Source organism: Parabacteroides sp. AF48-14 (assembly GCF_003477465.1).
GTDB classification, from domain to species: Bacteria; Bacteroidota; Bacteroidia; order Bacteroidales; family Tannerellaceae; genus Parabacteroides; species Parabacteroides acidifaciens.
Genome location: NZ_QUDI01000002.1, coordinates 160,765 through 181,041, shown reverse-complemented (window position 1 = coordinate 181,041; position 20,277 = coordinate 160,765). Strand labels below are relative to the sequence as shown.

Genomic DNA, 20,277 nt, shown 5'->3' with positions numbered 1-20,277 from the left:
GTCAAGTTTTGGACCTCCTGTAAACCTGATAGATTACAATAACCCCCATTTTCGACTGTTTTTCTATTTCGTCTGAAATCTTGATCGATTTTGGATTGACTCTTTTCATTGTTTATCCCTTCCTGTCTGACAATAGGTGGGGTGAGGTGCGCAGCCCGTTCTGAAATGCATTCTTTTTGATTGCCGGAAGCATAAATGCCGACAAAGTGATAAACCTTAACTCCCGGAGAATCGAATATTTGAAAATAAAACGGACGGCGTCCCAAATATCCCAAGGAAATTCAGGTGCTTTTTTGCCCTTACGACGGTCCTCTTTTCAATTACGACCGTCCAAATCGCCATTACGACCGTCCTAATCTTCGCGAGGTGCCGAGTGCACTACACATTAGCACGGTCGCGGTGGCAAAGAGGACGGTCGTAATGACTAAAAACGCTCAAAAAAGAGGAAAAAGTCCCTTTTTGAGGTTGAAAAAGTGGATTAACATTTGTTTTGTTTCGGATGTCTTTCGAGCCTGAAAAATGCGTTTTATACAATAAGCTTCCCTTTGGGGGGAGTTGAAAGTTTAGAGTTGATACCTCTCTGTTTGATATTGTGATAATTTTTTTTTGTAACTTTTAATAGTCAGTAATACGGAAGACTTATATATTTGTCACCGCCTATTGATAATTATTTTGTGAGAAAATTATTATAAAAATGCGAACTAATCATCTTAATTTACTACTTGTACTCGTACTTGTATTATTTGTGATGAGTACACGCGCAAATGGCGCAGAGAAAAACGTGATGTTGTACACTCCCTACACTCAGATTGCGGTTCCGCCGGGAGAGTCTATCAATTACAGTGTTGACGTCATTAATAACAGTGACGAAGTGAAGAATGCTTCTATCCTTGTGGAAGGAATGCCGCGAGGGTGGAAATATGAGATGAAGGCCGGCGGCTGGACGGTGAGCCAGATATCTGTTCTGCCAGGTGAAAAAAAGAATTTCTCGTTGAAAGTCGATGTTCCGTTTAAGGTCAATAAGGGAACATATCATTTTACCGTGACTGCTCCCGGAGTGGTCGAACTTCCGTTGACGGTGACCGTTTCCGAGCAGGGTACTTACCAGACGGACTTTACGACAAAGCAGCCCAATATGCAGGGCAATTCAAAATCAACCTTTAATTTCAGCGCCACGCTGAAGAACCAGACAGCCGACCAACAACTTTATGCGCTGATGGCGGAAGCTCCGCGAGGATGGAACGTGACGTTCCGGGTAGGTGGCAAGCAGGCCACTTCTGCGCAGGTGGAAGCCAATGCGACGGAAAATATCAGTATCGATATAACTCCGTCTGCGACCGTACAGGCCGGCAGTTATAAAATACCGATTCATGCGACAACCAGTTCGACTTCAGCCGATATAGAGCTGGAGGTCGTTGTCACCGGTTCCTATGATATAGAACTGACCACTTCGCGTGGCCTGTTGAGTACGGATATTACGGCGGGGGATACGAAGCGCATCGATCTGGTGGTGCGTAATAACGGATCTGCCGAGTTGAAGGATGTACAGTTGTCTGCCAGCAAGCCGGTCGATTGGGAAGTGACTTTCGAACCTTCTAAAATAGAGAAAATGACTGCCGGCAGTACAACTAATGTGACGGCGACAATAAAAGCCTCTAAAAAAGCCCTCCCGGGCGATTATGTAACCAAGATGACCGCGAAGACGCCGGAAGTGAATACGACTGCCGAATTCCGAATCTCTGTCCGTACGCCGATGATTTACGGATGGTTAGGAGTTCTGATTATTGTGATCGTACTGGGTGGCGTTTATTATCTGTTCCGTAAATATGGAAGGAGGTAAGCGATGTGCCAGTATGTGATCGAACTTACCGGTTTGACGAAGAAATACGGGAACTTTACTGCTGTGAACGACTTGAACCTGAATATCCGCAAAGGTGAAATATTCGGGCTGCTGGGACCTAACGGGGCGGGAAAGTCGACGACTATCCTGATGATGTTAGGACTGACGGAGCCGACTTCGGGTTCGGTCAATGTGTGTGGCATCAGCTCGACAACTCATCCGGTCGATGTCAAGCGGAAAGTCGGCTACCTGCCTGAAGACGTTGGCTTTTATGAGGATATGACAGGCATCGAGAACCTTCTTTATACCGCAGCTTTGAACGGGATCGGTAAGAAGGAGGGACGTGCCAAAGCGGAACAACTGCTCGAACGGGTTGGTCTGGCAAAAGAGGCGGACAAGAAGGCGGGTAAATATTCCAAAGGGATGCGGCAACGCCTCGGGCTGGCCGATGTGCTGATCAAGAGTCCGGAAGTAATCATCTTGGACGAACCGACTTCGGGTATCGATCCGGCGGGTGTACAGGAGTTTATGGATCTGATCCTGCAACTGAGCCGGGAAGAGGGATTGACCGTACTGTTTTCTTCCCATCATCTGAACCAGGTACAGCAGGTGTGCGACCGCGTCGGGTTGTTTGGTGGTGGCCGGTTATTGGCGGAAGTCGAGTTGACCGATTTGCACAAGACCGAGCATGGGCTTGACGATATCTATAACCAGTATTTCGGAGGAGGGCACGGCCATGAGTAATACGAATCATCCTTTTTGGGTTATTGTCAATAAGGAAATAACCGATTATGTGAGAAGTTGGCGCTTTATCATCCTGATTGTTATCATTGCGCTGACTTGCATGGGGTCTTTATATACGGCTCTTACAAATATCCGCGAAGCGATAAAGCCGAATGATCCGGACGGGGCTTTCCTGTTCCTGAAACTGTTCACGGTATCGGATGGGACGCTACCTTCGTTTGTCGTGTTTATCAGCTTCTTAGGGCCTTTGTTGGGAATCTCGTTAGGATTCGATGCTATCAACTCGGAACAGAACAAGGGGACGTTGAGCCGTATCCTGTCCCAGCCGATCCACCGGGATTACCTGATTAACGCCAAGTTTGTGGCAGCTCTGATCGTGATTGGTATTATGCTGTTTGTACTGGGTTTTTTAGTGATGGGTTTCGGATTGATTGCGATCGGGATTCCGCCTACGGCTGAAGAGTTTATGCGGGTTGTCTTCTTCCTGATCGTGAGTCTTTTTTATGTGGCGTTCTGGTTGAACCTGTCAATCTTCTTTTCAATCCGTTTCAAGCAGGCGGCTACCTCGGCGCTGGCATGTGTGGCGATATGGCTGTTTTTCAGCGTATTCTATAATATGATCGTGAATCTGGTAGGGAAGGCGTTGAGCCTTCGGCTTGGGCTTCCGACTATCAGGTGATTGCCTACCAGCGGTTTATGCTGAATCTGCTGCGTTTTGCCCCGAGCGAATTGTTCAATGAGGCGACCATGACGTTGCTGATGCCTTCGGTGCGCAGCCTTGGTCCGCTGACGATGGAGCAGGTACATGGTGCAATCCCCAGCCCGCTGCCTTTAGGACAGAGCCTTTTGGTTGTCTGGCCTCAGTTGACGGGGCTGATTGCTGCAACGGTTGTCTGCTTCGGCTTGTCGTATGTCTCATTTATGAGAAAGGAGGTACGATCCAGGTAAATAATGTGCCAATATGCCAATGAACAGGAAATTTCCCTCAATTGGCATATTGCACATTAACATATTGGCATATTATTTCATTCTGTCAATTTGAAACGCATGCGTAACCGTCCGTCAGCATAATCGTAGGTGAGCATCTTGAAATGCCCGATTTCGGATGTGTTGCCGACATGTGTACCGATACAGGCACAAACGTCGTAATCGCCGATCCGGACGATACGCAATGTTTCGCTTGCATCTTCCGGCAATTTACTTAGATCGACAAGGGCTCCTGCCTCTGCTTTGGGCATAAACTCTATGGTAACAGGCAGATGCCGGTCGATCACTTCATTAATACGGCGTTCCACCTCTGCCATCATTTCAGCAGTCGGTTCTTCCGCCAACTCATAATCACATTTACTCTTTTTCCTCTCGATATGACTATTCTTCGAGCGCGGACAACCAAACATACGCACCATTGTCTGATTCAAGATATGCTCGGCTGTGTGCATAGGTGGATACTCCGCTTTGTTGTGTTCGTTTAATTGGATTTCTGGTTCCATATTTATTGTAGTTGTTGTAAATGACGAAAAGATATGCTTATGTCGAAAAATATTTTTGTTTTTCCGGTTGGAAGTTTGACGTTGAATACGTCATATTTATTTTCGAGGATGGCTTGTTGTTGAATGGATTTTGCTTGAAGCGGTTTAAAAATGATTTCATATTCATCCGATACGCATATCACTTTATATGCTGTTTCTGTACTGGCGCCATTACCTGTTGCTAAAATCGCTTGGATGATTTGTTGATAACGCAGAGAAGTGTTCTCGAGATATGATTGCAAATCGGGATCTTTCAGTGCTATGCTACATGTCATTGCTTTAATAAGCAGGCTTAAAGAAAGCGGATTCTTTTTGAGTTCTTGCTTAATCAAAGGAAGTGCCGTTGCAAAATCATTTTTTGAGTAGGCTTTATCTATATTCATGTAAAGTGCGAAACTGTTATATTCATTAGTAAAAGGAAATCCATAATAGATTTGGGCTACTTCTTCCTTGGAAAGAGTGGGATCTCCTTGTTCAAAGCGTGTGAGTAAAAGATCGTATTCGATACGTTCATCTTTGACAAATCGCTCCATTTCAGCATAATCGATTTGCATAAATTCATTTTGAGCAAAAGCAGTAAAAGTGTTGGTAATAAAGAATAGTATTACTCCCGTTAAAATTCTTGCCATGACCTTATTGTTTAAAATCGTTTTTCAGTAAACTGTATATATTGATATCCGTATATTCTCCCGACAGCAACAATTCCCCTTCCCGTTCCGTTCCTTCAAGGGTAAATCCTAAGCGTTTGGGGATGGCGTTGCTGGGATGGTTGTCGACAGCACAGCGGATTTGGATGCGATTAATATTTCGCTCATGAAAAGCCCACTGGCAGAGGAAATGGACTGCGTTTGTCACAATTCCTTTACCACGATAGGCGGGGAGCAGCCAATAACCGATTTCGGTGCGGTGATTAGATGGATCGGAGAAATGGAAACCTGCTAATCCGCAGATATCTGTATCATGTTCCAAGATAAATACCGGATCACGTTTTTCATAAGGGGTCGCCAGTATAGGATGCAGAAATTGCTGTTCATCGGCTACGCTCTGAAGACTGTCCACAAACGGGAGCCAAGTGCGAAGATCATCCCGATTCTTGTCGATCGCCTCGAAAATGATGCCGGCATCTTCATAAGTCGCTTCCCGGATTGTGTAGCCGGGAACTCCGATCGGATTGGAATGGGGACGGAGTGTTTTCTCGAAAGCTTTTCGGGCACTGTTGTTCCGGTAATACACTTCGCCACAATAGTTGAAGCCCAGTGAATCGATCAACCGGAGCATATAAGCATTGTCATATTTTGTATCGACACGGAAATTGTAGATCCCTTTCCGACGGCTGACTTCTTCGGCCTGCAACATGAACTGTTTCGCCATGCCTTGCCGTTTCATCTCGTCGGCGATGGCAAGCCGGTGAACGATGAGATACGGCAAATCGTTCGACCATTTATCTTTTATCTGCTCGTACACAGGTTCGCCGTCAAAAGATACGACACCATAAGCTACAACCCGGTTTTCCCGGCAGATCACATATCCGTTTCCGTCCCGGATATCTTGCCGGATATTTTCGATGGACGGGTAATTTTCATCCCATTGCTGGCTGCCGAGCCGGCGCATTTGCGCTTTCGCCTGTTCGATGATTTGCCATATCCGTTCTGTATCTGTTTCTTCTGCTTTACGAAAGATGTTGGGGTTGTCTGAATATTCCATTAAGTCTCTGATTTTTGTTCTTTATGAACATCAAAGATACTCTTATTTTTCTTTTTCTCAATACCTTTTGTCAATATGTTAAAATGAGAAATAGAATTCAGTTTTTATAAACATTTGCTATTCTTAACCCAGTAATCGGAATCAAAACAGTTTAATTTTTGTTATAAAGATAAATTTAAGTCTGAAACGGTCTAAACAATTTATTAGGTATGATACGAAAACTATTGATTCGGGATCTGACTCTTCGGGATGGTCAGCAATCTGCTTTTGCGACGCGGATGTCACAGGAGCAAATAGACAGAGTGCTTCCTTTTTATCGGAAAGCCGGTTTTTATGCGATGGAAGTGTGGGGAGGCGCAGTGCCTGATTCTGTTATGCGTTATTTGGGAGAAGATCCTTGGGAACGGTTGGAGAAAATAAAAGCGGCCGTCGGTAATGCCTCTAAGTTGGCAGCTCTTTCACGTGGGCGTAACTTGTTCGGTTATGATCCTTATCCGGATAAGATAATCAAAGGATTTTGCCGTAATTCCATTGAGTCCGGATTGGATATTATGCGTATATTTGATGCTCTGAATGATGTGGAAAACATCAAGTCGACAGTAAAATATGTAAAGCGTTTTGGAGGGATAGCCGATTGTGCTGTCTGCTACACGATCGATCCGCATCATTCGGCTGTAGAAAGGATCAAGCTGCTTTGCATGGACATGCTCTGCACAAGCCAGTTTTCACGAATGAATATTTCCTCGACAAGGCACTTCAGATGGAGGCTTTAGGGGCAGATATGATTACGATCAAGGATATGAGCGGTCTGCTTCCTCCTGAGAGAAGTGCGGAGATTGTGCGGCTATTTAAAAAACACCTGAAAGTTCCGGTTGATTTCCATACTCACTGTACGCCCGGTTATGGCCTGGCCTCTGTTCTGGCGGCTATCGTCAATGGGGTGGATATTGTTGATACCAATATCTGGTATTTTGCCGGCGGGACGGCAGCTCCGGCTGTTGAACTGGTATATGTGTTCTGTAAGAAAATGGGGATTGAACTGGATATTAATATGGAAGTGATTACGAAAATTAACGCCCATTTGCTGGATATCCGCAAGGAACTGTCTTCTTTCGATATGGCAAAACAATTGCCGAAACCGTTTAATCCGTTGACGGATAAAATTCCGACGGAAGTAGACCGTTTCTTTAATGATGCGATCGAGGCGGCGCGGAAGGATAAAGAGGACGATTTGCTTATATTCTGCCATGCGATAGAAGAATATTTCGGTTTCCCCGAGCCGAATGAATTGGTGAAGAAAGCCCAGATACCGGGAGGGATGTACACGAATATGATCGCCCAATTGAAACAGCTGGGTCAGTTGGATTTATTGGAAAAAGCAATGTCATTGATCCCCCAGGTGCGTATGGATGCCGGTTTGCCGCCTTTGGTGACACCGACCAGCCAAATTATCGCGGCACAAGCTGTTTCATGTGCACAGGACTTGTTGAATGGACGTCCGTTGTATAGCCACCCTTCCAATCAGTTTATTGCCTTAGTCAAAGGGGAATATGGAAAGACGCCTGTTCCTGTCGATCCGGAGTTCCGGTTGATGATTACAGGGTCGAGAGACGAGGTTCCTTATGATCCTTCGGATTATGAGATGCAGGAGAATCCTGTGATAGAAGAAATCGGTGTTCAGTTGGCGGAAAATGAAAAAGAGGTTTTGCTTTTGGAACTTTTCCCGATGATGGCACATCACTTTCTGGCAAAAAAGAAACAGAAACGGGCGCATACTACTTTTCCTCCGGTCTGATGACCGGGGAAAACTTTTTTTGTCTTACATTTGTCTGCCGGATGTAAGCCCGATAGGATATGAGAGAGAGGTGGAGGATAATTTTGTTTTTACTTTTTACTGCAAATATAGCTTTTGCGGACAATAACCTCGACTCAATATTGATCCGTCTGGATCAGACAATCCTCCGGCATGAGATATATAAGAACGCAAGGGAAGCCCGTATCCGTGTCCTGAAGGAAAAAACAGTAAATGCCGCGCCTGTCTCTCCTGCCGCTTATCAGTTGAATGATAGTATTTTCCGGGAGTATAAATCCTATATGTGTGATTCTGCGGTTCATTATCTGAATAAAAACGTCGAGATTGCCCGTAAGCTTCATGACCGTGAACGAGAATATAAAAGTATATTTCTTTTATCTTCATTGCTTGCTACTGCCGGCATGTATCAGGAAGCTGTCGATATGTTGGGAGATATCCGGCGGGAGCAGTTACCCTCCTCCCTTATTCAGGATTATTACGTTTGTAAGGAACATGTTTACAGGGAAATATCGGGGAACTCCCGTGAACCGAAAAGTAAACGCCGTTATGGGGATTTGTCTCTGGCTTATCGCGATTCCTTATTAAGGATACTGCCGGAAGGTGTAGACAAGCGGATTGAGTTGCAGGAACTTGTCTTACGAGCAGACGGACGTATGGAAGATGCTTGCCGGATAAACGATGCCAGGCTGGCAAGAGTGCCTTTCGGCTCTCCGGAGTATGCACTGACCTCTTATCAACGTGCCATGATCTACCGTCAGGAGGGGAATCGGGAGAAAGAGAAACTCTATTTGGCTCTGTCATCTCTGTCAGACGTGCAATCTGCCATCACGGATCATGCTTCTCTGTGGATGCTGGCCGATTTATTGCTCAAGGATGGAGATATAGAACGTGCTTATCACTATATCCGTTTTTCCTGGGATGAGACAAACCGGTTCCGGGCCCGTTCGAGAAGTTGGCAGAGCGCTGATATCCTTTCGCTGATCGACAAGAACTATCAGGCAACGATCGAGAAAAAGAACGGGATGCTGGTGACCTACCTGGCTCTGATCAGCTTGCTGACCTTGTTACTGATATCTGCCGTTATTTATATCTACCGGCAGATGAAACGCCTGGCGGAAGCCCGGAATCATTTGCAGGAAACAAACGGGCAGTTAAAGGTTCTGAACGGGGAGTTGCATCAGATGAACGCACGTTTGCAGTTGGCCAACCGGCAACTTTCCGAATCCAACCAGATTAAAGAGGAATATATCGGACGTTTCATAAAGCTATGTTCTACTTATATCGATAAGCTGGATGGTTACCGCCGTATGGTCAATAAGAAAGTCTGTGCCGGACAGATAGAGGAGCTTGCCAAAATTACCCGTTCTTCTAATGCGCTGAACGCGGAACTGGATGAATTGTATAAGAATTTTGATACGGCATTCCTTCATTTGTTCCCTAACTTTGTGGCGCAGTTTAATGCGCTTTTGCAGGAAGACGAACAGATCGTATTGAAGAGGGATGAGTTGTTGAACACGGAACTCCGTATTTTTGCTTTGATTCGCTTAGGCATTAATGATAGTTCCCAGATTGCAGAATTTCTTCGTTATTCGGTTAACACGATCTACAACTATAGGGCGAAGGTAAAAAACAAAGCCTGTGTTTCCCGGGATGATTTTGAGAATTTGGTGCGTGAAATACATTAATCCTTTCACTGCTAATCCACTTTTTTAGTAATATTGTTTTGAATTATTATGCTGTAATATAGTGTGTTAATATTTTTGTTTGTCCACTTATTTGTTCACTGATCCTGTTTTGTCTTTTCTTTCTGCTTAATTTTGAATCACACAAAAAGTAATACGCATGGAGAAGAACATAGGGGAGTTTCTATCCCGCAAAAGTACGGAGATAATCGCTATAATTGCCTGTATCGGTTTAGTTGTTACTCTGATTCTTGCTGCCGGAACGATTCGAATTGAGCAGGAGAAGGCGTGTATTGTGTCGCATAAATAAAGAAAGTGTTTTTGGTATTCTCTTATATATAAATACCCGGTTTAATGTTTTTAGGGTACGCTGTTTGTGATAATCCCCGAACTTTCTAAAATGAAAGTGGCGGGGATTCTTTTTTTCTTATTACTTTTGCCGTTGAAACAGGTTTCATTATCCTTTTCAGGATAAGGATTAAAAGGGAACCGGGTGGGAATCCCGGACAGACCACGCGTTCCCGTGGGGTAGGATAAGACTTGTCGGCAAGAAATAAAATAAATTGAATATGAAAAAGTGTCTGGTAGGATGTTGCCTGCTTCTGTCGTTATTGGTTGTATCATCGTGCACAACCAATAACAACCGGCAGACTGAAAAGGAAGAAGTAGCCGAACAAAATGCGTATTCTGCTACCGTCCGTATTGTGCCGGAATATGCCCGTGGTTTTAGTGTATCTTACAATGACGGATATGTTTTGTTGGATATTCAGGACCCGCAGAATGAAGAAAGTACGACTTTTCATTATGCACTTGTCAAGAGAGGGACTAAGCCGGCGGGTATCCCTGAATCATATACGGTGATCGAGACGCCTATCCGGAGTGTTATTTGTATGACATCCCTTCAACTATCCAACTTTATTAAAATGGATGCCTTAGATAAAGTTGTGGGAATTACCAGCACGCGGCATTTGTTTAACAAAAAAATGAATGAACGGTTGGAGAGCGGGAAAACTGCCAAGATCGGTATAGAAGGAAATTTCGACAATGAAGTGATCATGAGTATGAATCCGGACTTGATTCTCGTTTCACCTTTTAAGCGGGGTGGATATGAAACTTTGAAAGACGTCGGTATTCCACTGATCCCCCATTTGGGATATAAGGAGATGACGCCGTTAGGACAGGCGGAATGGGTGAAGTTCGTAGGTCTGTTGCTGGGCGAAGAACAGAAGGCGAATGAAACCTTCTCGACCATAGCAACGCGGTATAATGAATTGAAAGCTTTGACGGCGGAAGGAAAGGTAAAGAGACGTCCGGTCGTTCTGAGCGGTGAGATGAGAGGCGGAAACTGGTATGCCGTGGGAGGCGAGAGTTTCCTGGCACAACTCTTTAAAGATGCCGGAGCCGATTATTTCTTGAAGGACGACAAACGATCGGGCGGTGTGATACTCGACTTCGAGACTGTCTATAACCAGGGTGACGAGGCCGACTATTGGCGCATCGTGAACAGCTATCCAGGTACATTCAGCTATAAAGCCCTGCAAGACCAGGACCCGCGCTATGCAGATTTCCGGGCTTTCAAGGAAAAAGGCATCATCTATTGCAATATGAAAGATACTCCTTTTTACGAAAGCATGCCGACTGAGCCGGAAGTTGTATTGGCCGACCTGCTGCATATCTTCCATCCGGACCTGTTGCCCGGCCATACGCCTGTTTATTACGCACTACTAAAATAAGCTACGTTGATGAGACACTCTACTACTTTTCTGATGTTGCTGATCGTGGCGTCTATCCTTGTTTTGATGTTCCTCAATCTGGTGTTGGGATCGGTATCTATTCCGTTGAAGTCTGTCTGGAATATCGTATGCGGAATAGGAGAGGAACCGGTGACCTGGCAGAATATTGTCTGGAAATCCCGTCTTCCGCAAGCCCTGACGGCATTGGTGGCAGGAGCAGGTCTGGCGATAAGCGGTTTGCAGATGCAGACGGTTTTCCGGAATCCGCTGGCTGGACCGTCCGTTTTGGGCATCAGTTCCGGTGCCAGTATGGGGGTTGCCTTTGTGGTGCTGTTAAGCGGAAGCCTGGGTGGTGTGGCGCTTAGCAAATTGGGGTTTATGGGAGAGATTGCCCTTTCTATTGCGGCGGTGATCGGTTCGTTGTCGGTGATGGCGTTGATTGTCTATGTTTCGCAAAAGGTAAAAGGGAATGTGACGTTATTGATTATCGGTGTGATGATCGGATATGTGGCGAATGCGGTGATCGGCGTGCTGAAGTTTTTCAGTGTGGAGGAGGATATCCGTGCTTATGTGATCTGGGGGTTGGGTAGCTTCTCCCGTGTATCGGGTAATCAGATGATGCTGTTTGTCGCAATCATGGCGATTCTTATTCCGTTATCTTTTCTTTTGATAAAGACATTGAACTTGATGTTGTTAGGAGACGGATATGCCCGTAACTTAGGGTTGAATATTAAGCGGGCGCGTTTGTTGGTGATCACTTCGGCCGGCGTGCTGACAGCTATCGTAACGGCTTATTGCGGTCCTATCATCTTTTTAGGGTTGGCGGTTCCGCATCTTTGCCGGGCGATCTTCCAGACATCCGACCACCGGATATTGATGCCTGCCGTATTGTTTGCCGGGGCTGCATTGGCGCTGGTTTGTAACCTGATTGCCCGTATGCCGGGATTCGAGGGAGCTTTGCCGGTCAATTCGGTGACGGCTCTGGTCGGTGCTCCGGTGATTGCTTCCGTACTATTCAGCAAACGTAAGAACGAACTGAACGAATGATGAAACAAGATACAATCCATATAGATAACCTCTCTATCGGCTATCAGTCGAAGAACGATACTAAACTGGTCGCAAGCCATATACAGGCCCGCATCTACAGTGGTGAATTGACGTGCCTGTTAGGAGCGAACGGGGTGGGGAAGTCGACGTTGTTGCGCACTTTATCCGCTTTCCAACCAAAGATAGAAGGGGTAATTTCTGTCTTAGGACGTGATGTCGACAGCTATTCGGATAAAGAACTGAGTACGACTGTCGGCGTCGTGCTGACCGAGAAATGCGATATCCGGAATATGTCCGTGCATGAGCTGGTCGGGATGGGGCGCAGTCCTTATACCGGCTTCTGGGGGCGGTTAAGCAAGGAAGACAAACGGATTGTGGAAGAGTCTATCGCCTTGGTAAAAATAGAAAACCTCACCTCCCGGATGGTACATACCTTGTCTGATGGAGAGCGGCAGAAGGTGATGATCGCGAAAGCGCTTGCCCAGGAAACGCCTGTAATCTTTCTGGATGAACCGACTGCCTTCCTTGACTTCCCGAGCAAGGTGGAAATCATGCAACTTCTTCATCGCTTGACAAGAAGCACGAACAAGACGATCTTCCTGTCTACGCACGACCTGGAACTGGCCTTACAGATTGCTGATAAAATCTGGCTGATGGATAAGGCTAACGGTATTACGACCGGAACCCCCGAAGACTTGGCTTTAAGCGGTCACTTGAGCGGTTTCTTTGCCCGCAAGGGGATTGTGTTCGACACCGAGACCGGCCTGTTCCGCATCGATAACCAATATTTAACAGAAATACGCCTGAACGGACACGGGCAGAAATACGCAATGGTTCGCAAAGCCCTCCAACGAAACGGCATACGTGCCGACCGTCGTGTGGAATCGTCCGCTTGGATAGAGACGACGGGAGAAACCTCTACATTTATTGTTCATTTGCCTGACGAACAAGTCCGCAATGCCGGGACTATAGAGGAGCTCTTACAGATTATATCTACCCATCTTTAACAAACTTCCCTTTCCGTTTGTTATCAGTAGACAGATTGTCAAACGCTGAAAAACTAAACGATATGAAAAGGTATTTTCTTTATGTTTCCCTGCTGTTTGCGGGTGTGCTTACCTCTTGCGGGGATGATGCTCCGAGCGAGATTGATCCGTCAGTCCCTTTCTACCAGAATCTGGGTGTCGAATACAATATTACGCAGAATCATACGCATATAGGTGCAAACTTCAACAAGTATAACAGCGAAGGTGTGAGCCTGAGGCTGCCGGATAAAGACATCCTGTTCAACGGGAAGGAACCGGATTTCTTAGGACAGGGTACTTATATGTATATGCTCTCGGAACCCGGACTGGATTCGGTTACCTTTACTTTCACCCGTTGGAAAGGCCAGGTGTACACGAATAAGGTCTCTATCGAAGATGTCGATCCGATAGCCATTCCCGAATCATTTACGACTATCAAGGGAAGCGGAAGTACGGTTATCACTTGGGAAGGCAATCCGATCGGGAAAGACGAATATGTTCAGGCGCATCTCACCTATAGCGGAGGCGTTTATGACCTCAACAATACGCAGGAGGGCGCGACCTCTATCACGCTGAACTTTACAAACCCGACCTCGGCTGCTAATGGAACGCTATATCTGAGCCGTGTCAGGAAATTACCTTTGCAGGAAAGCAATGGCGACGCCGGTGGAAAGATCGATGTCTCATACGTGCAAAATAAAGATGTTGTGTTCGAGTGATTACATCCGGTAAGGTATTTCCCCATTTTCCGAGATCAATAAGATAGACAGTTTTCCATCCGGTAGCAGGGGGGCACAATGTTCTTGGCATTTCCGCAGCAGAAGCGGGAAGAAACGTGCTTGCCCGGCCGGATCGAACAGCTCCCATAGCTTACGAGCCAGGGTCAGGGAATCTATCCGAATGATTGTTTCGGGGGTACATCCGGCTTGTGCGGCGAGTACCTTCAGGAAGGATTTGTTCATGACGACCTTCTTGCTATGCGTGTCCAATGCCCCTTCCGCCAGTTTGACGGCTTTGCCGATCATGATGCCTATGATTACTTCTTTGAAGTGCAGTTCGGAAGCAATCTTCAATGTCTCGCCGATGAAATTCCCATAGTGGATGAACATTTGCGGGGGAAGTTCCCTGTCAAGTTTGCCTGTCAGGTCCGCTTTCAGGAAGCGTTCGCTTTTAGCGCCGGAGTTGATGACCAGGCGGGAACAGCCTATTGCTTTGGCTACCTCTGCCTCTTTGCGGATGGAAGCGATAAAAGCCTCGTTGGAGAAAGGGCGGACGATACCCGAAGTACCGATGATGGAGATTCCGCCAATGATCCCTAATTTAGGGTTGAAGGTTCGGGAGGCCAATGCCTGCCCTCCGGGGACGGATATTGTGACGATTACTTCTTTAGTCTGGCCGGCCAGGCCGTTTTCCTGTAACACTTTGGTTAGCTCTTCTGTCATTAGCCGGCGTGGAGTAGCATTGATCGCAGGGCCGCCGATTTCGAGTCCCAGGCCCGGAAGGGTAACTGTGCCGACCCCTTCACCGCCTCTGAACAGGATAGAAGGGGTATGGCCTTTCCCGGCAAAGCTTGAGTCCGCTTTTACCAGTTCGATACGTGCTATGATGGAACAGCCGTTTGTCACGTCCGGATCGTCACCCGAATCCTTAATGACAGTGCATTGTGCCGCCTTATCCTCCCATTCGGTCGAGGCTACCGGAAGCGTGATGCATTCGCCCGACGGCAGTGTAATCCGGCTGTCCGGCTGCTCTTCTCCCGTCAGCAATGCCAGCAATGCCGCTTTGGCTGCAGCAGTGGCACAAGCCCCGGTTGTAAAGCCACTGCGGAGTGGGAAGAAGTCCGGCGCCAGCCGTTCAATAGCCTTCCGCAATCCTTCTACGCCTTGTACAAAGGTGAATGTCTCAGGTAGGGCAGGCCGTTGGATGACATAAACGGGAATCCCGCAGGCTTGTGCCGCTTCCACTTTTTCGTTGAAATAACCGCTTTCCCCACTTTCTTTCGTTAGGATCGCATCCGGGCGGAGCTGTTCGAATAATCGTTTTTCATCTTCTCCCTCTTTAAAAAAGACAAGCCGTTCGCGGGGGAAACCGCTTGCATCGGCCAGTGAGAGTGACTCTTCCCGGTTCAGGATACGGAACCGGCAGGGCGTCTTTTCCCAATAAGGACGCAGCTTGGCGATCGTCTTTACACCTGTCAGCGCCAGCAGGTCACGGATACCGTCGGCACGGAGGCGGTCGATGGCGTCTGCATAGTCCACACACCATATCAGCCGTCCGTCCCGTGCGGGATATTGCCTTTCGAGACGGACAACCGGGATTTGCAGTCTGGAAGAAACTTTGGCAAGTGTCCAGTGCAACTGGATGGCGAAAGGATGGGCGACGTCTATCAGTAATGAGATTTGTTTCTCACGGCAGAACTCCGTCATCTCTTCTTCCTGCATACCGCCCGTGATTCGGATGGCATGAGCTGTTTCGATCGTTTGCTCATTGCCTACCGTCGAGTAGTAGTAAGACTTACCGGCACTTTCTACTACTTGGATGGCTTTGCGCCCTTCTGTTGTTCCTCCCAGAATCAGAATCATACTTATTTCCGGAATAGATGTTTAAACTCGTCTGCATATAGGCGGGAAAGTCCCTCTCGGTTATCAATGGCGTCGCCTACGACCAGCAGGGTTGTCAGCGTCAGGTTGTTGTCCTTGACGATCCGCGCCAGGTCTTTCAGTTCGCCCCTGTAAATACGTTCGTCTTTCCAGGTCAGCTTGTAGCAGGCGGCAACCGGCGTCGTCGGCGGGTAATGTTCCAGTAGTTCTTTCTGCACCTGTTCGGCAATTCCGGCACTGAGAAAGATACACATGGTACTCTGGCTGGCAGCCAGCTTATGCAGTTGTTCTTTCTCGGGCATGGGCGTACGTCCTTCGCCACGTGTCAGGATGATCGTCTGTACCTTTTCAGGTATGGTGAACTGGGAGCGGAGGGCAGCTGCGGCGGCTTGGAAAGAGGAGATTCCCGGCGTGATGTGGTAGCTCATTCCGTATTGGTCGAAGAAGGCCATTTGCTCTTGTATCGCTCCGTAAATACAAGGATCCCCTGTGTGCAGTCGGACTACAAACAAACCTTTGTCGTAGAACTCTTTCATCAACATAAATTGCTCTTCCAGATTCATGTCGGCAGAGCTTCGCACTGTAGCCCCTTTCTTGGCGCACAATGTCAGTTCTTTCGGGACAAGGCTGCCGGCATACAGGATCAAGTCTGCCTTTTCCAGCATTCGCCTGCCCCGGATGGAGATCAATTCGGGATCGCCCGGTCCGGCTCCTACGATTTCGATATGTCCCTGTTTCTCTTCCTGACGCTGCGCATACTTGTCCAGAGCAACTGAAAAGGTGAAGTCGCATACATCCCGTGTCTGTCCTTTATGTTTTTCGATAATCAACGGGCCGCCTTCCGCACTCCGGATGGCAGCTGCTTCTGAGACACTTGCCGAGCTGGTGACATCTTCTACTTTGGAAGAGGGATTCGGTACGTTGATCTTATTCAGTTCCTCTGCCGGATAAGTCTTAAACGGACACTTCAGATACTCTTTTGCAAAGGTGTTGAGCAACGGTTCGTCCTTTTTAAGGTCGATGGACGATACATCCGCAATGGCTTTCGGATTGATATGAAAGGAGGATAGATGCCGGGTTACTTCTTTTGTAAAAGCATCCATATCGTCCAGTCCCTTCTTACAGCCGACGCCCATATGGAGTACCTTTGGGAAGAACGACAGGCAAGGAATCGGTGAATCTCCGTAGAAATAGGGACTGACCGTAATCAGTTGTTCGTATTTCTCCATATCGATATCCGGATAGTGATAGAATATGTCCACATGAGAAGGGCAGGTCTGTTCCAGATAGTCCGTATCTTTTGTACGGACATCGAGCAGAAGGGCTGTCGGTTTCAGGTTGACGAATCGTGAAATGCATTCGTTCATCAGTTTCTGTGGAAACTCTTGCGTGCCGGCCTTCCGGTCGTATATATCCGTCTCCCAGTCGAACTGTTTGGAGAAAGTATCCAAAGCCCAAAGCCCCTGGTTGTCGCTTTGAGTCGTAACGACTGCCTCGGCATCCAGTATCCGGGCCAATACGTGCGTCAGGCTGTTTGCCCCGCCTATATGCCCGGAGAGGACCGATACGACATACTTCCCGGTACTGTCGATGCAGACAACCGCCGGATCTGTATATTTACTCTTTATATAAGGTGCGATGCTCCGCACGCAAATACCCATTGCCCCGATGAAAACAAGGTTTCCGGATGCTGCGAACAACTCGCCTGTCAGCTCCTCGAAGGAGGAGAACTGGCAGATATCATCCGCTATGTCCTTGCTATAAATAACTGTCTCTCCGGGATATCCGTCCCGTATCTTGCGTGCTAACGGCAGGCTGCTTGCCGACACTACAATGATATTCAAAGAATCTTTATACATAATGTTTACCGGTTGCGCAAAGTATTGTTATCGGATTATATTGATCGAGCGTGATATTCATCTCCGAATGCAGCTTCAGACCGTTCTCTTCAACCGCCTCCCGGAACAGTTTGCAGCTTTCTTCCGATACGGAGTTGAATACGATCTTACCATTCAGCGAATCCAGGTGAGGAACGATTTTCCGGACCATCTCTTTCAGTTTGCCCCCATGCCCGCCGATAAAGACCGCATCTACAATCGTATTCTCTTCGATAGTCGTATTCAGGAAGTCGCCTATATGCAGGTCGATGCCGGGAGCGCTATGCAGCCGTGCATTGGATTGTATGATCGTTTCACATTCTTCCCGCACTTCGAAAGCCCGGATGTGAAGATGCGGATATTGCCGGCGCGCCTCGATCGAGATAGACCCGGTGCAGGCGCCAATATCCCAGAAGCTACGGCTGTTATGCAGCTCCAGCAGGCTCAGGTCGATTGTGCGGATCGGCGCTTTGGTGATCATTTTTGCCCTGTCATCCAGTAAGAGAAATTCCGTGTCCGGAATGCCGACAGCCGGACGTTGCCGGTTGCAATGCGGAGCCTTGAACAGCAAGACGCAGTTCGGCCTTTTGAAGCTCATCCGGCTGATTTCCTCGATAGAATATATCTTATAGATATTTTCTTCATCCGGATTGCCCAAATGTTCGGCAACCCGCATTGTGTAGTCTTTGTCCAGATGGTATTCCATCATTCTTTTAGCAATCGCGTCAGGTGTGTGGACATGGTCGGTCAGCACGCCGATCAGCGGATGGTATTCTAACAACGCCCGGTCAAGCTCGTGCCAAGGGCGTCCGGTGACGGACACGGCGTGCATATTCTCGTAGGCTATCTGTTCCCGGTGGGCAAACATCTGCAAGGAATTAAAATAAGGGAATACTTTCATGCCGACCCCTAAAAGGTGTTTCCGGACGGTGGAAGCGAAGCCGAAGAAGAACGGGTCGCCCGAAACGAAGGAGACTATCACTTTGTCTTCCTGAATCAGCCGGCTGTATTCAGCCATAACCTCGTCTATCGGCGCTTTTATCTCGATCCATACCGCATCGGCGGGCAGGAAAGGCTTCACGATCTCATAATGCCGTTTTCCTCCGGAGAAGATATTGTCGTGTTTGATACTCTTGATGATTACTTCTATATGCTTGGGTTGTGGATTATCGTCCATACCGACCATATAGATGTGCGTTTTGCCGTAAGTCTCTACTATTTCTCTTGTGTTCATACGTCTCTACCTGGTTTTAATTGTTCTGCGTCATTGTAGCAAAGTATAGCGTTTACCAAAGTTGCGGCCAGGTTGCTACCTCCTTTCCGTCCTTCGACAATGAGTTTAGGAATGGAGACAAACGGTTTTACCATGTGTTTGGATTCCTGTACGTGTACAAAACCGACAGGAGCGGCAATGATGCCGGCGGGCGTGGCTTTCCCTTTCCTTATCAGGTCACAAAGTTCTATCAGCGCCGTGGGCGCATTGCCAAAAACATATAATGCATCAGGATGTTCGCTCGCCGCAAGCCGGATGCCCGCCTGTGTACGGGTAATACCTTTTTCGGCAGCCAAAGCAATGGCGCGTTCGTCCTGCAAATAACATTTCACTTCGATCCCCATTCGTTGCAAAGCTCCTTTCCGGATGCCGGAAGCGGCCATTGTCACATCGGTGATGATGGTGCGTACTTCGCCTTGGCTAAACTGCCCGTACAGGGAGGTGACGGCATTGTCGTCGACCCGCAGGATGTTCTCCATGTCGAAATCGGCGGTCGTATGGATAGCGTGGAGCAGGGCCCACTTCTTGTCGAGGGGGATTTCTTTATTCTTCAGTTCTTTCTCTATCGTGCGGAAACTGCGAATCATGATGTCCTGACCGATACCGACATCCTTGTTCATCTTGATCTCGCCGTAGTAGCCGCGTGGTGTGATGAACTTGTCGCCTGCGATATATGACTGCGAGTTCCCGATCAGGATGACCGTAAACATATCAACCTGTTCAGGGTCGAACTCGCCAAGCGTAGTCAGATTGACAACCTGCTCTTCACGTCCGGCCTGGCGAACGTAACCGACAGGCGTCGCGGGATCGCGTTCTTCGAGGAAGAGTTCTTTCAGGCGGTATAACTGCCAGTAACGTCCTTCGCTTTTCGGATTGTAGACGGCCGTCACGAAATCTCCGATAGCTGCCGCCTGTATGCGTTTCTCAATCCGTTCCCAAGGCGTCATCAAGTCGGAAAGTGAGATGATACAGAGATCATGCCCGATAGGAGCTCCCAGGAGCGAAGCCGCTTTCTGGAAAGCACTGATGCCGGGCACTACTTCTATCTCCAACTGAGATGCTTCTTGCTTCACGCTCATCTCATAGATCAGCGGAGCCATTCCGTAGATTCCGGCGTCGCCGGAGCTGATCACCGTCACCGTCTTTCCTTCCAAAGCATGTTTGCAGGCCTCTTCGGCACGTGCTTTCTCGCGCTTCATTCCGGTGTCGATGCACTGGGCGTCCGGACGGACAATATCTTGTATGAATTGAAAGTAATAATTATATCCGATGATGACATCCGACTGCCTGATGGCAGACAATGCCGTCGGCGTTATATCTTCACGGCTTCCTGGGCCGATACCGACGACAATGATTTTCCCTTTGCTCATATATAATCTGTTTGTAGATAATAGAAGCAAAGGTACGATT

The 20,277-nt window shown here is 47.6% G+C and carries 15 protein-coding genes, 2 pseudogenes and 1 riboswitch; of the genes and pseudogenes, 10 read left to right on the top strand and 7 right to left on the bottom strand.

Going from position 1 to position 20,277, the window contains the following annotated elements; all coding sequences use genetic code 11:
* Window positions 1-694 precede the first annotated feature (694 nt).
* From DW083_RS02000 to DW083_RS01990, 3 genes and pseudogenes are all read left to right on the top strand, one after another.
* The gene (locus tag DW083_RS02000; protein WP_122331254.1) at window positions 695-1,840 is read left to right on the top strand and encodes an NEW3 domain-containing protein; all 1,146 of its coding nucleotides are present in this window, start codon (window positions 695-697) and stop codon (window positions 1,838-1,840) included.
* Between the two features lie 3 nt (window positions 1,841-1,843).
* Window positions 1,844-2,584, top strand: coding sequence for an ABC transporter ATP-binding protein (locus DW083_RS01995; protein ID WP_122331253.1), 741 nt, complete (start codon window positions 1,844-1,846; stop codon window positions 2,582-2,584).
* Window positions 2,577-3,532: pseudogene (locus tag DW083_RS01990) on the top strand (ABC transporter permease). The gene DW083_RS01995 and the pseudogene DW083_RS01990 overlap by 8 nt, the downstream one beginning before the upstream one ends.
* A gap of 77 nt (window positions 3,533-3,609) precedes the next feature.
* On the opposite strand, the gene DW083_RS01985 reads toward DW083_RS01990, so the two are convergent.
* Genes DW083_RS01985 through DW083_RS01975 form a run of 3 tightly spaced genes read right to left on the bottom strand, consistent with a single transcriptional unit; the run spans window position 3,610 to window position 5,817 of the window.
* Entirely contained in the window at window positions 3,610-4,074 is a 465-nt protein-coding gene (locus DW083_RS01985) for a hypothetical protein (RefSeq protein WP_122331252.1), read from the bottom strand.
* A gap of 2 nt (window positions 4,075-4,076) precedes the next feature.
* Window positions 4,077-4,742, bottom strand: coding sequence for a DUF4919 domain-containing protein (locus DW083_RS01980; RefSeq protein WP_122331251.1), 666 nt, complete (start codon window positions 4,740-4,742; stop codon window positions 4,077-4,079).
* Between the two features lie 4 nt (window positions 4,743-4,746).
* Complete coding sequence (locus tag DW083_RS01975) at window positions 4,747-5,817, bottom strand: GNAT family N-acetyltransferase (protein ID WP_122331250.1); 1,071 nt, start codon at window positions 5,815-5,817, stop codon at window positions 4,747-4,749.
* Window positions 5,818-6,026: 209 nt separating this feature from the next.
* On the opposite strand from DW083_RS01975, the pseudogene DW083_RS01970 reads away from it, so the two are divergent.
* From DW083_RS01970 to DW083_RS01945, 7 genes and pseudogenes are all read left to right on the top strand, one after another.
* Window positions 6,027-7,612: pseudogene (locus tag DW083_RS01970) on the top strand (carboxylase).
* 59 nt (window positions 7,613-7,671) lie between these two features.
* On the top strand, window positions 7,672-9,315 hold the full coding sequence (locus DW083_RS01965) for a DUF6377 domain-containing protein (RefSeq protein ID WP_122331249.1): 1,644 nt from the start codon (window positions 7,672-7,674) through the stop codon (window positions 9,313-9,315).
* 157 nt (window positions 9,316-9,472) lie between these two features.
* On the top strand, window positions 9,473-9,622 hold the full coding sequence (locus DW083_RS22205) for a hypothetical protein (protein WP_167451642.1): 150 nt from the start codon (window positions 9,473-9,475) through the stop codon (window positions 9,620-9,622).
* A gap of 128 nt (window positions 9,623-9,750) precedes the next feature.
* A riboswitch (cobalamin riboswitch) is annotated at window positions 9,751-9,875 on the top strand.
* A gap of 6 nt (window positions 9,876-9,881) precedes the next feature.
* The gene (locus DW083_RS01960; RefSeq protein WP_122331248.1) at window positions 9,882-11,045 is read left to right on the top strand and encodes an ABC transporter substrate-binding protein; all 1,164 of its coding nucleotides are present in this window, start codon (window positions 9,882-9,884) and stop codon (window positions 11,043-11,045) included.
* A 9-nt stretch (window positions 11,046-11,054) separates the two neighbouring features.
* Complete coding sequence (locus DW083_RS01955; protein ID WP_122331247.1) at window positions 11,055-12,092, top strand: iron ABC transporter permease; 1,038 nt, start codon at window positions 11,055-11,057, stop codon at window positions 12,090-12,092.
* On the top strand, window positions 12,092-13,099 hold the full coding sequence (locus DW083_RS01950) for an ABC transporter ATP-binding protein (protein ID WP_122331277.1): 1,008 nt from the start codon (window positions 12,092-12,094) through the stop codon (window positions 13,097-13,099). The genes DW083_RS01955 and DW083_RS01950 overlap by 1 nt, the downstream gene beginning before the upstream one ends.
* A gap of 62 nt (window positions 13,100-13,161) precedes the next feature.
* Window positions 13,162-13,836, top strand: coding sequence for a hypothetical protein (locus DW083_RS01945; RefSeq protein ID WP_122331246.1), 675 nt, complete (start codon window positions 13,162-13,164; stop codon window positions 13,834-13,836).
* Here DW083_RS01945 and cbiD read toward each other — a convergent pair whose 3' ends face one another.
* The 4 genes from cbiD to cobJ are packed head-to-tail and all read right to left on the bottom strand — an operon-like array spanning window position 13,837 to window position 20,237.
* Entirely contained in the window at window positions 13,837-15,699 is a 1,863-nt protein-coding gene (gene cbiD / locus DW083_RS01940) for a cobalt-precorrin-5B (C(1))-methyltransferase CbiD (RefSeq protein ID WP_122331245.1), read from the bottom strand.
* A gap of 2 nt (window positions 15,700-15,701) precedes the next feature.
* Window positions 15,702-17,576, bottom strand: coding sequence for a precorrin-4 C(11)-methyltransferase (gene cobM / locus DW083_RS01935; protein ID WP_122331244.1), 1,875 nt, complete (start codon window positions 17,574-17,576; stop codon window positions 15,702-15,704).
* A complete protein-coding gene (cbiE, locus tag DW083_RS01930) occupies window positions 17,569-18,828 on the bottom strand; it encodes a precorrin-6y C5,15-methyltransferase (decarboxylating) subunit CbiE (protein ID WP_122331243.1) in 1,260 nt (419 codons plus the stop codon). Before cbiE ends, cobM begins: the two co-directional genes overlap by 8 nt.
* Window positions 18,825-20,237: a precorrin-3B C(17)-methyltransferase gene (cobJ, locus tag DW083_RS01925; RefSeq protein ID WP_122331242.1), complete on the bottom strand. Its 1,413-nt coding sequence runs from the start codon at window positions 20,235-20,237 to the stop codon at window positions 18,825-18,827. The genes cbiE and cobJ overlap by 4 nt, the downstream gene beginning before the upstream one ends.
* Window positions 20,238-20,277 lie beyond the last annotated feature (40 nt).

Bases quoted from the DNA above. Each gene is read 5' to 3' on its own strand.
- cbiD (WP_122331245.1), bottom strand. From the start codon at position 15,699: ATGATTCTGATTCTGGGAGGAACAACAGAAGGGCGCAAAGCCATCCAA.
- DW083_RS01985 (WP_122331252.1), bottom strand. From the start codon at position 4,074: ATGGAACCAGAAATCCAATTAAACGAACACAACAAAGCGGAGTATCCA.
- cbiE (WP_122331243.1), bottom strand. From the start codon at position 18,828: ATGAACACAAGAGAAATAGTAGAGACTTACGGCAAAACGCACATCTAT.
- DW083_RS01945 (WP_122331246.1), top strand. From the start codon at position 13,162: ATGAAAAGGTATTTTCTTTATGTTTCCCTGCTGTTTGCGGGTGTGCTT.
- DW083_RS02000 (WP_122331254.1), top strand. From the start codon at position 695: ATGCGAACTAATCATCTTAATTTACTACTTGTACTCGTACTTGTATTA.
- DW083_RS01980 (WP_122331251.1), bottom strand. From the start codon at position 4,742: ATGGCAAGAATTTTAACGGGAGTAATACTATTCTTTATTACCAACACT.
- DW083_RS22205 (WP_167451642.1), top strand. From the start codon at position 9,473: ATGGAGAAGAACATAGGGGAGTTTCTATCCCGCAAAAGTACGGAGATA.
- cobM (WP_122331244.1), bottom strand. From the start codon at position 17,576: ATGTATAAAGATTCTTTGAATATCATTGTAGTGTCGGCAAGCAGCCTG.
- cobJ (WP_122331242.1), bottom strand. From the start codon at position 20,237: ATGAGCAAAGGGAAAATCATTGTCGTCGGTATCGGCCCAGGAAGCCGT.
- DW083_RS01960 (WP_122331248.1), top strand. From the start codon at position 9,882: ATGAAAAAGTGTCTGGTAGGATGTTGCCTGCTTCTGTCGTTATTGGTT.
- DW083_RS01995 (WP_122331253.1), top strand. From the start codon at position 1,844: ATGTGCCAGTATGTGATCGAACTTACCGGTTTGACGAAGAAATACGGG.
- DW083_RS01975 (WP_122331250.1), bottom strand. From the start codon at position 5,817: ATGGAATATTCAGACAACCCCAACATCTTTCGTAAAGCAGAAGAAACA.
- DW083_RS01965 (WP_122331249.1), top strand. From the start codon at position 7,672: ATGAGAGAGAGGTGGAGGATAATTTTGTTTTTACTTTTTACTGCAAAT.
- DW083_RS01955 (WP_122331247.1), top strand. From the start codon at position 11,055: ATGAGACACTCTACTACTTTTCTGATGTTGCTGATCGTGGCGTCTATC.
- DW083_RS01950 (WP_122331277.1), top strand. From the start codon at position 12,092: ATGAAACAAGATACAATCCATATAGATAACCTCTCTATCGGCTATCAG.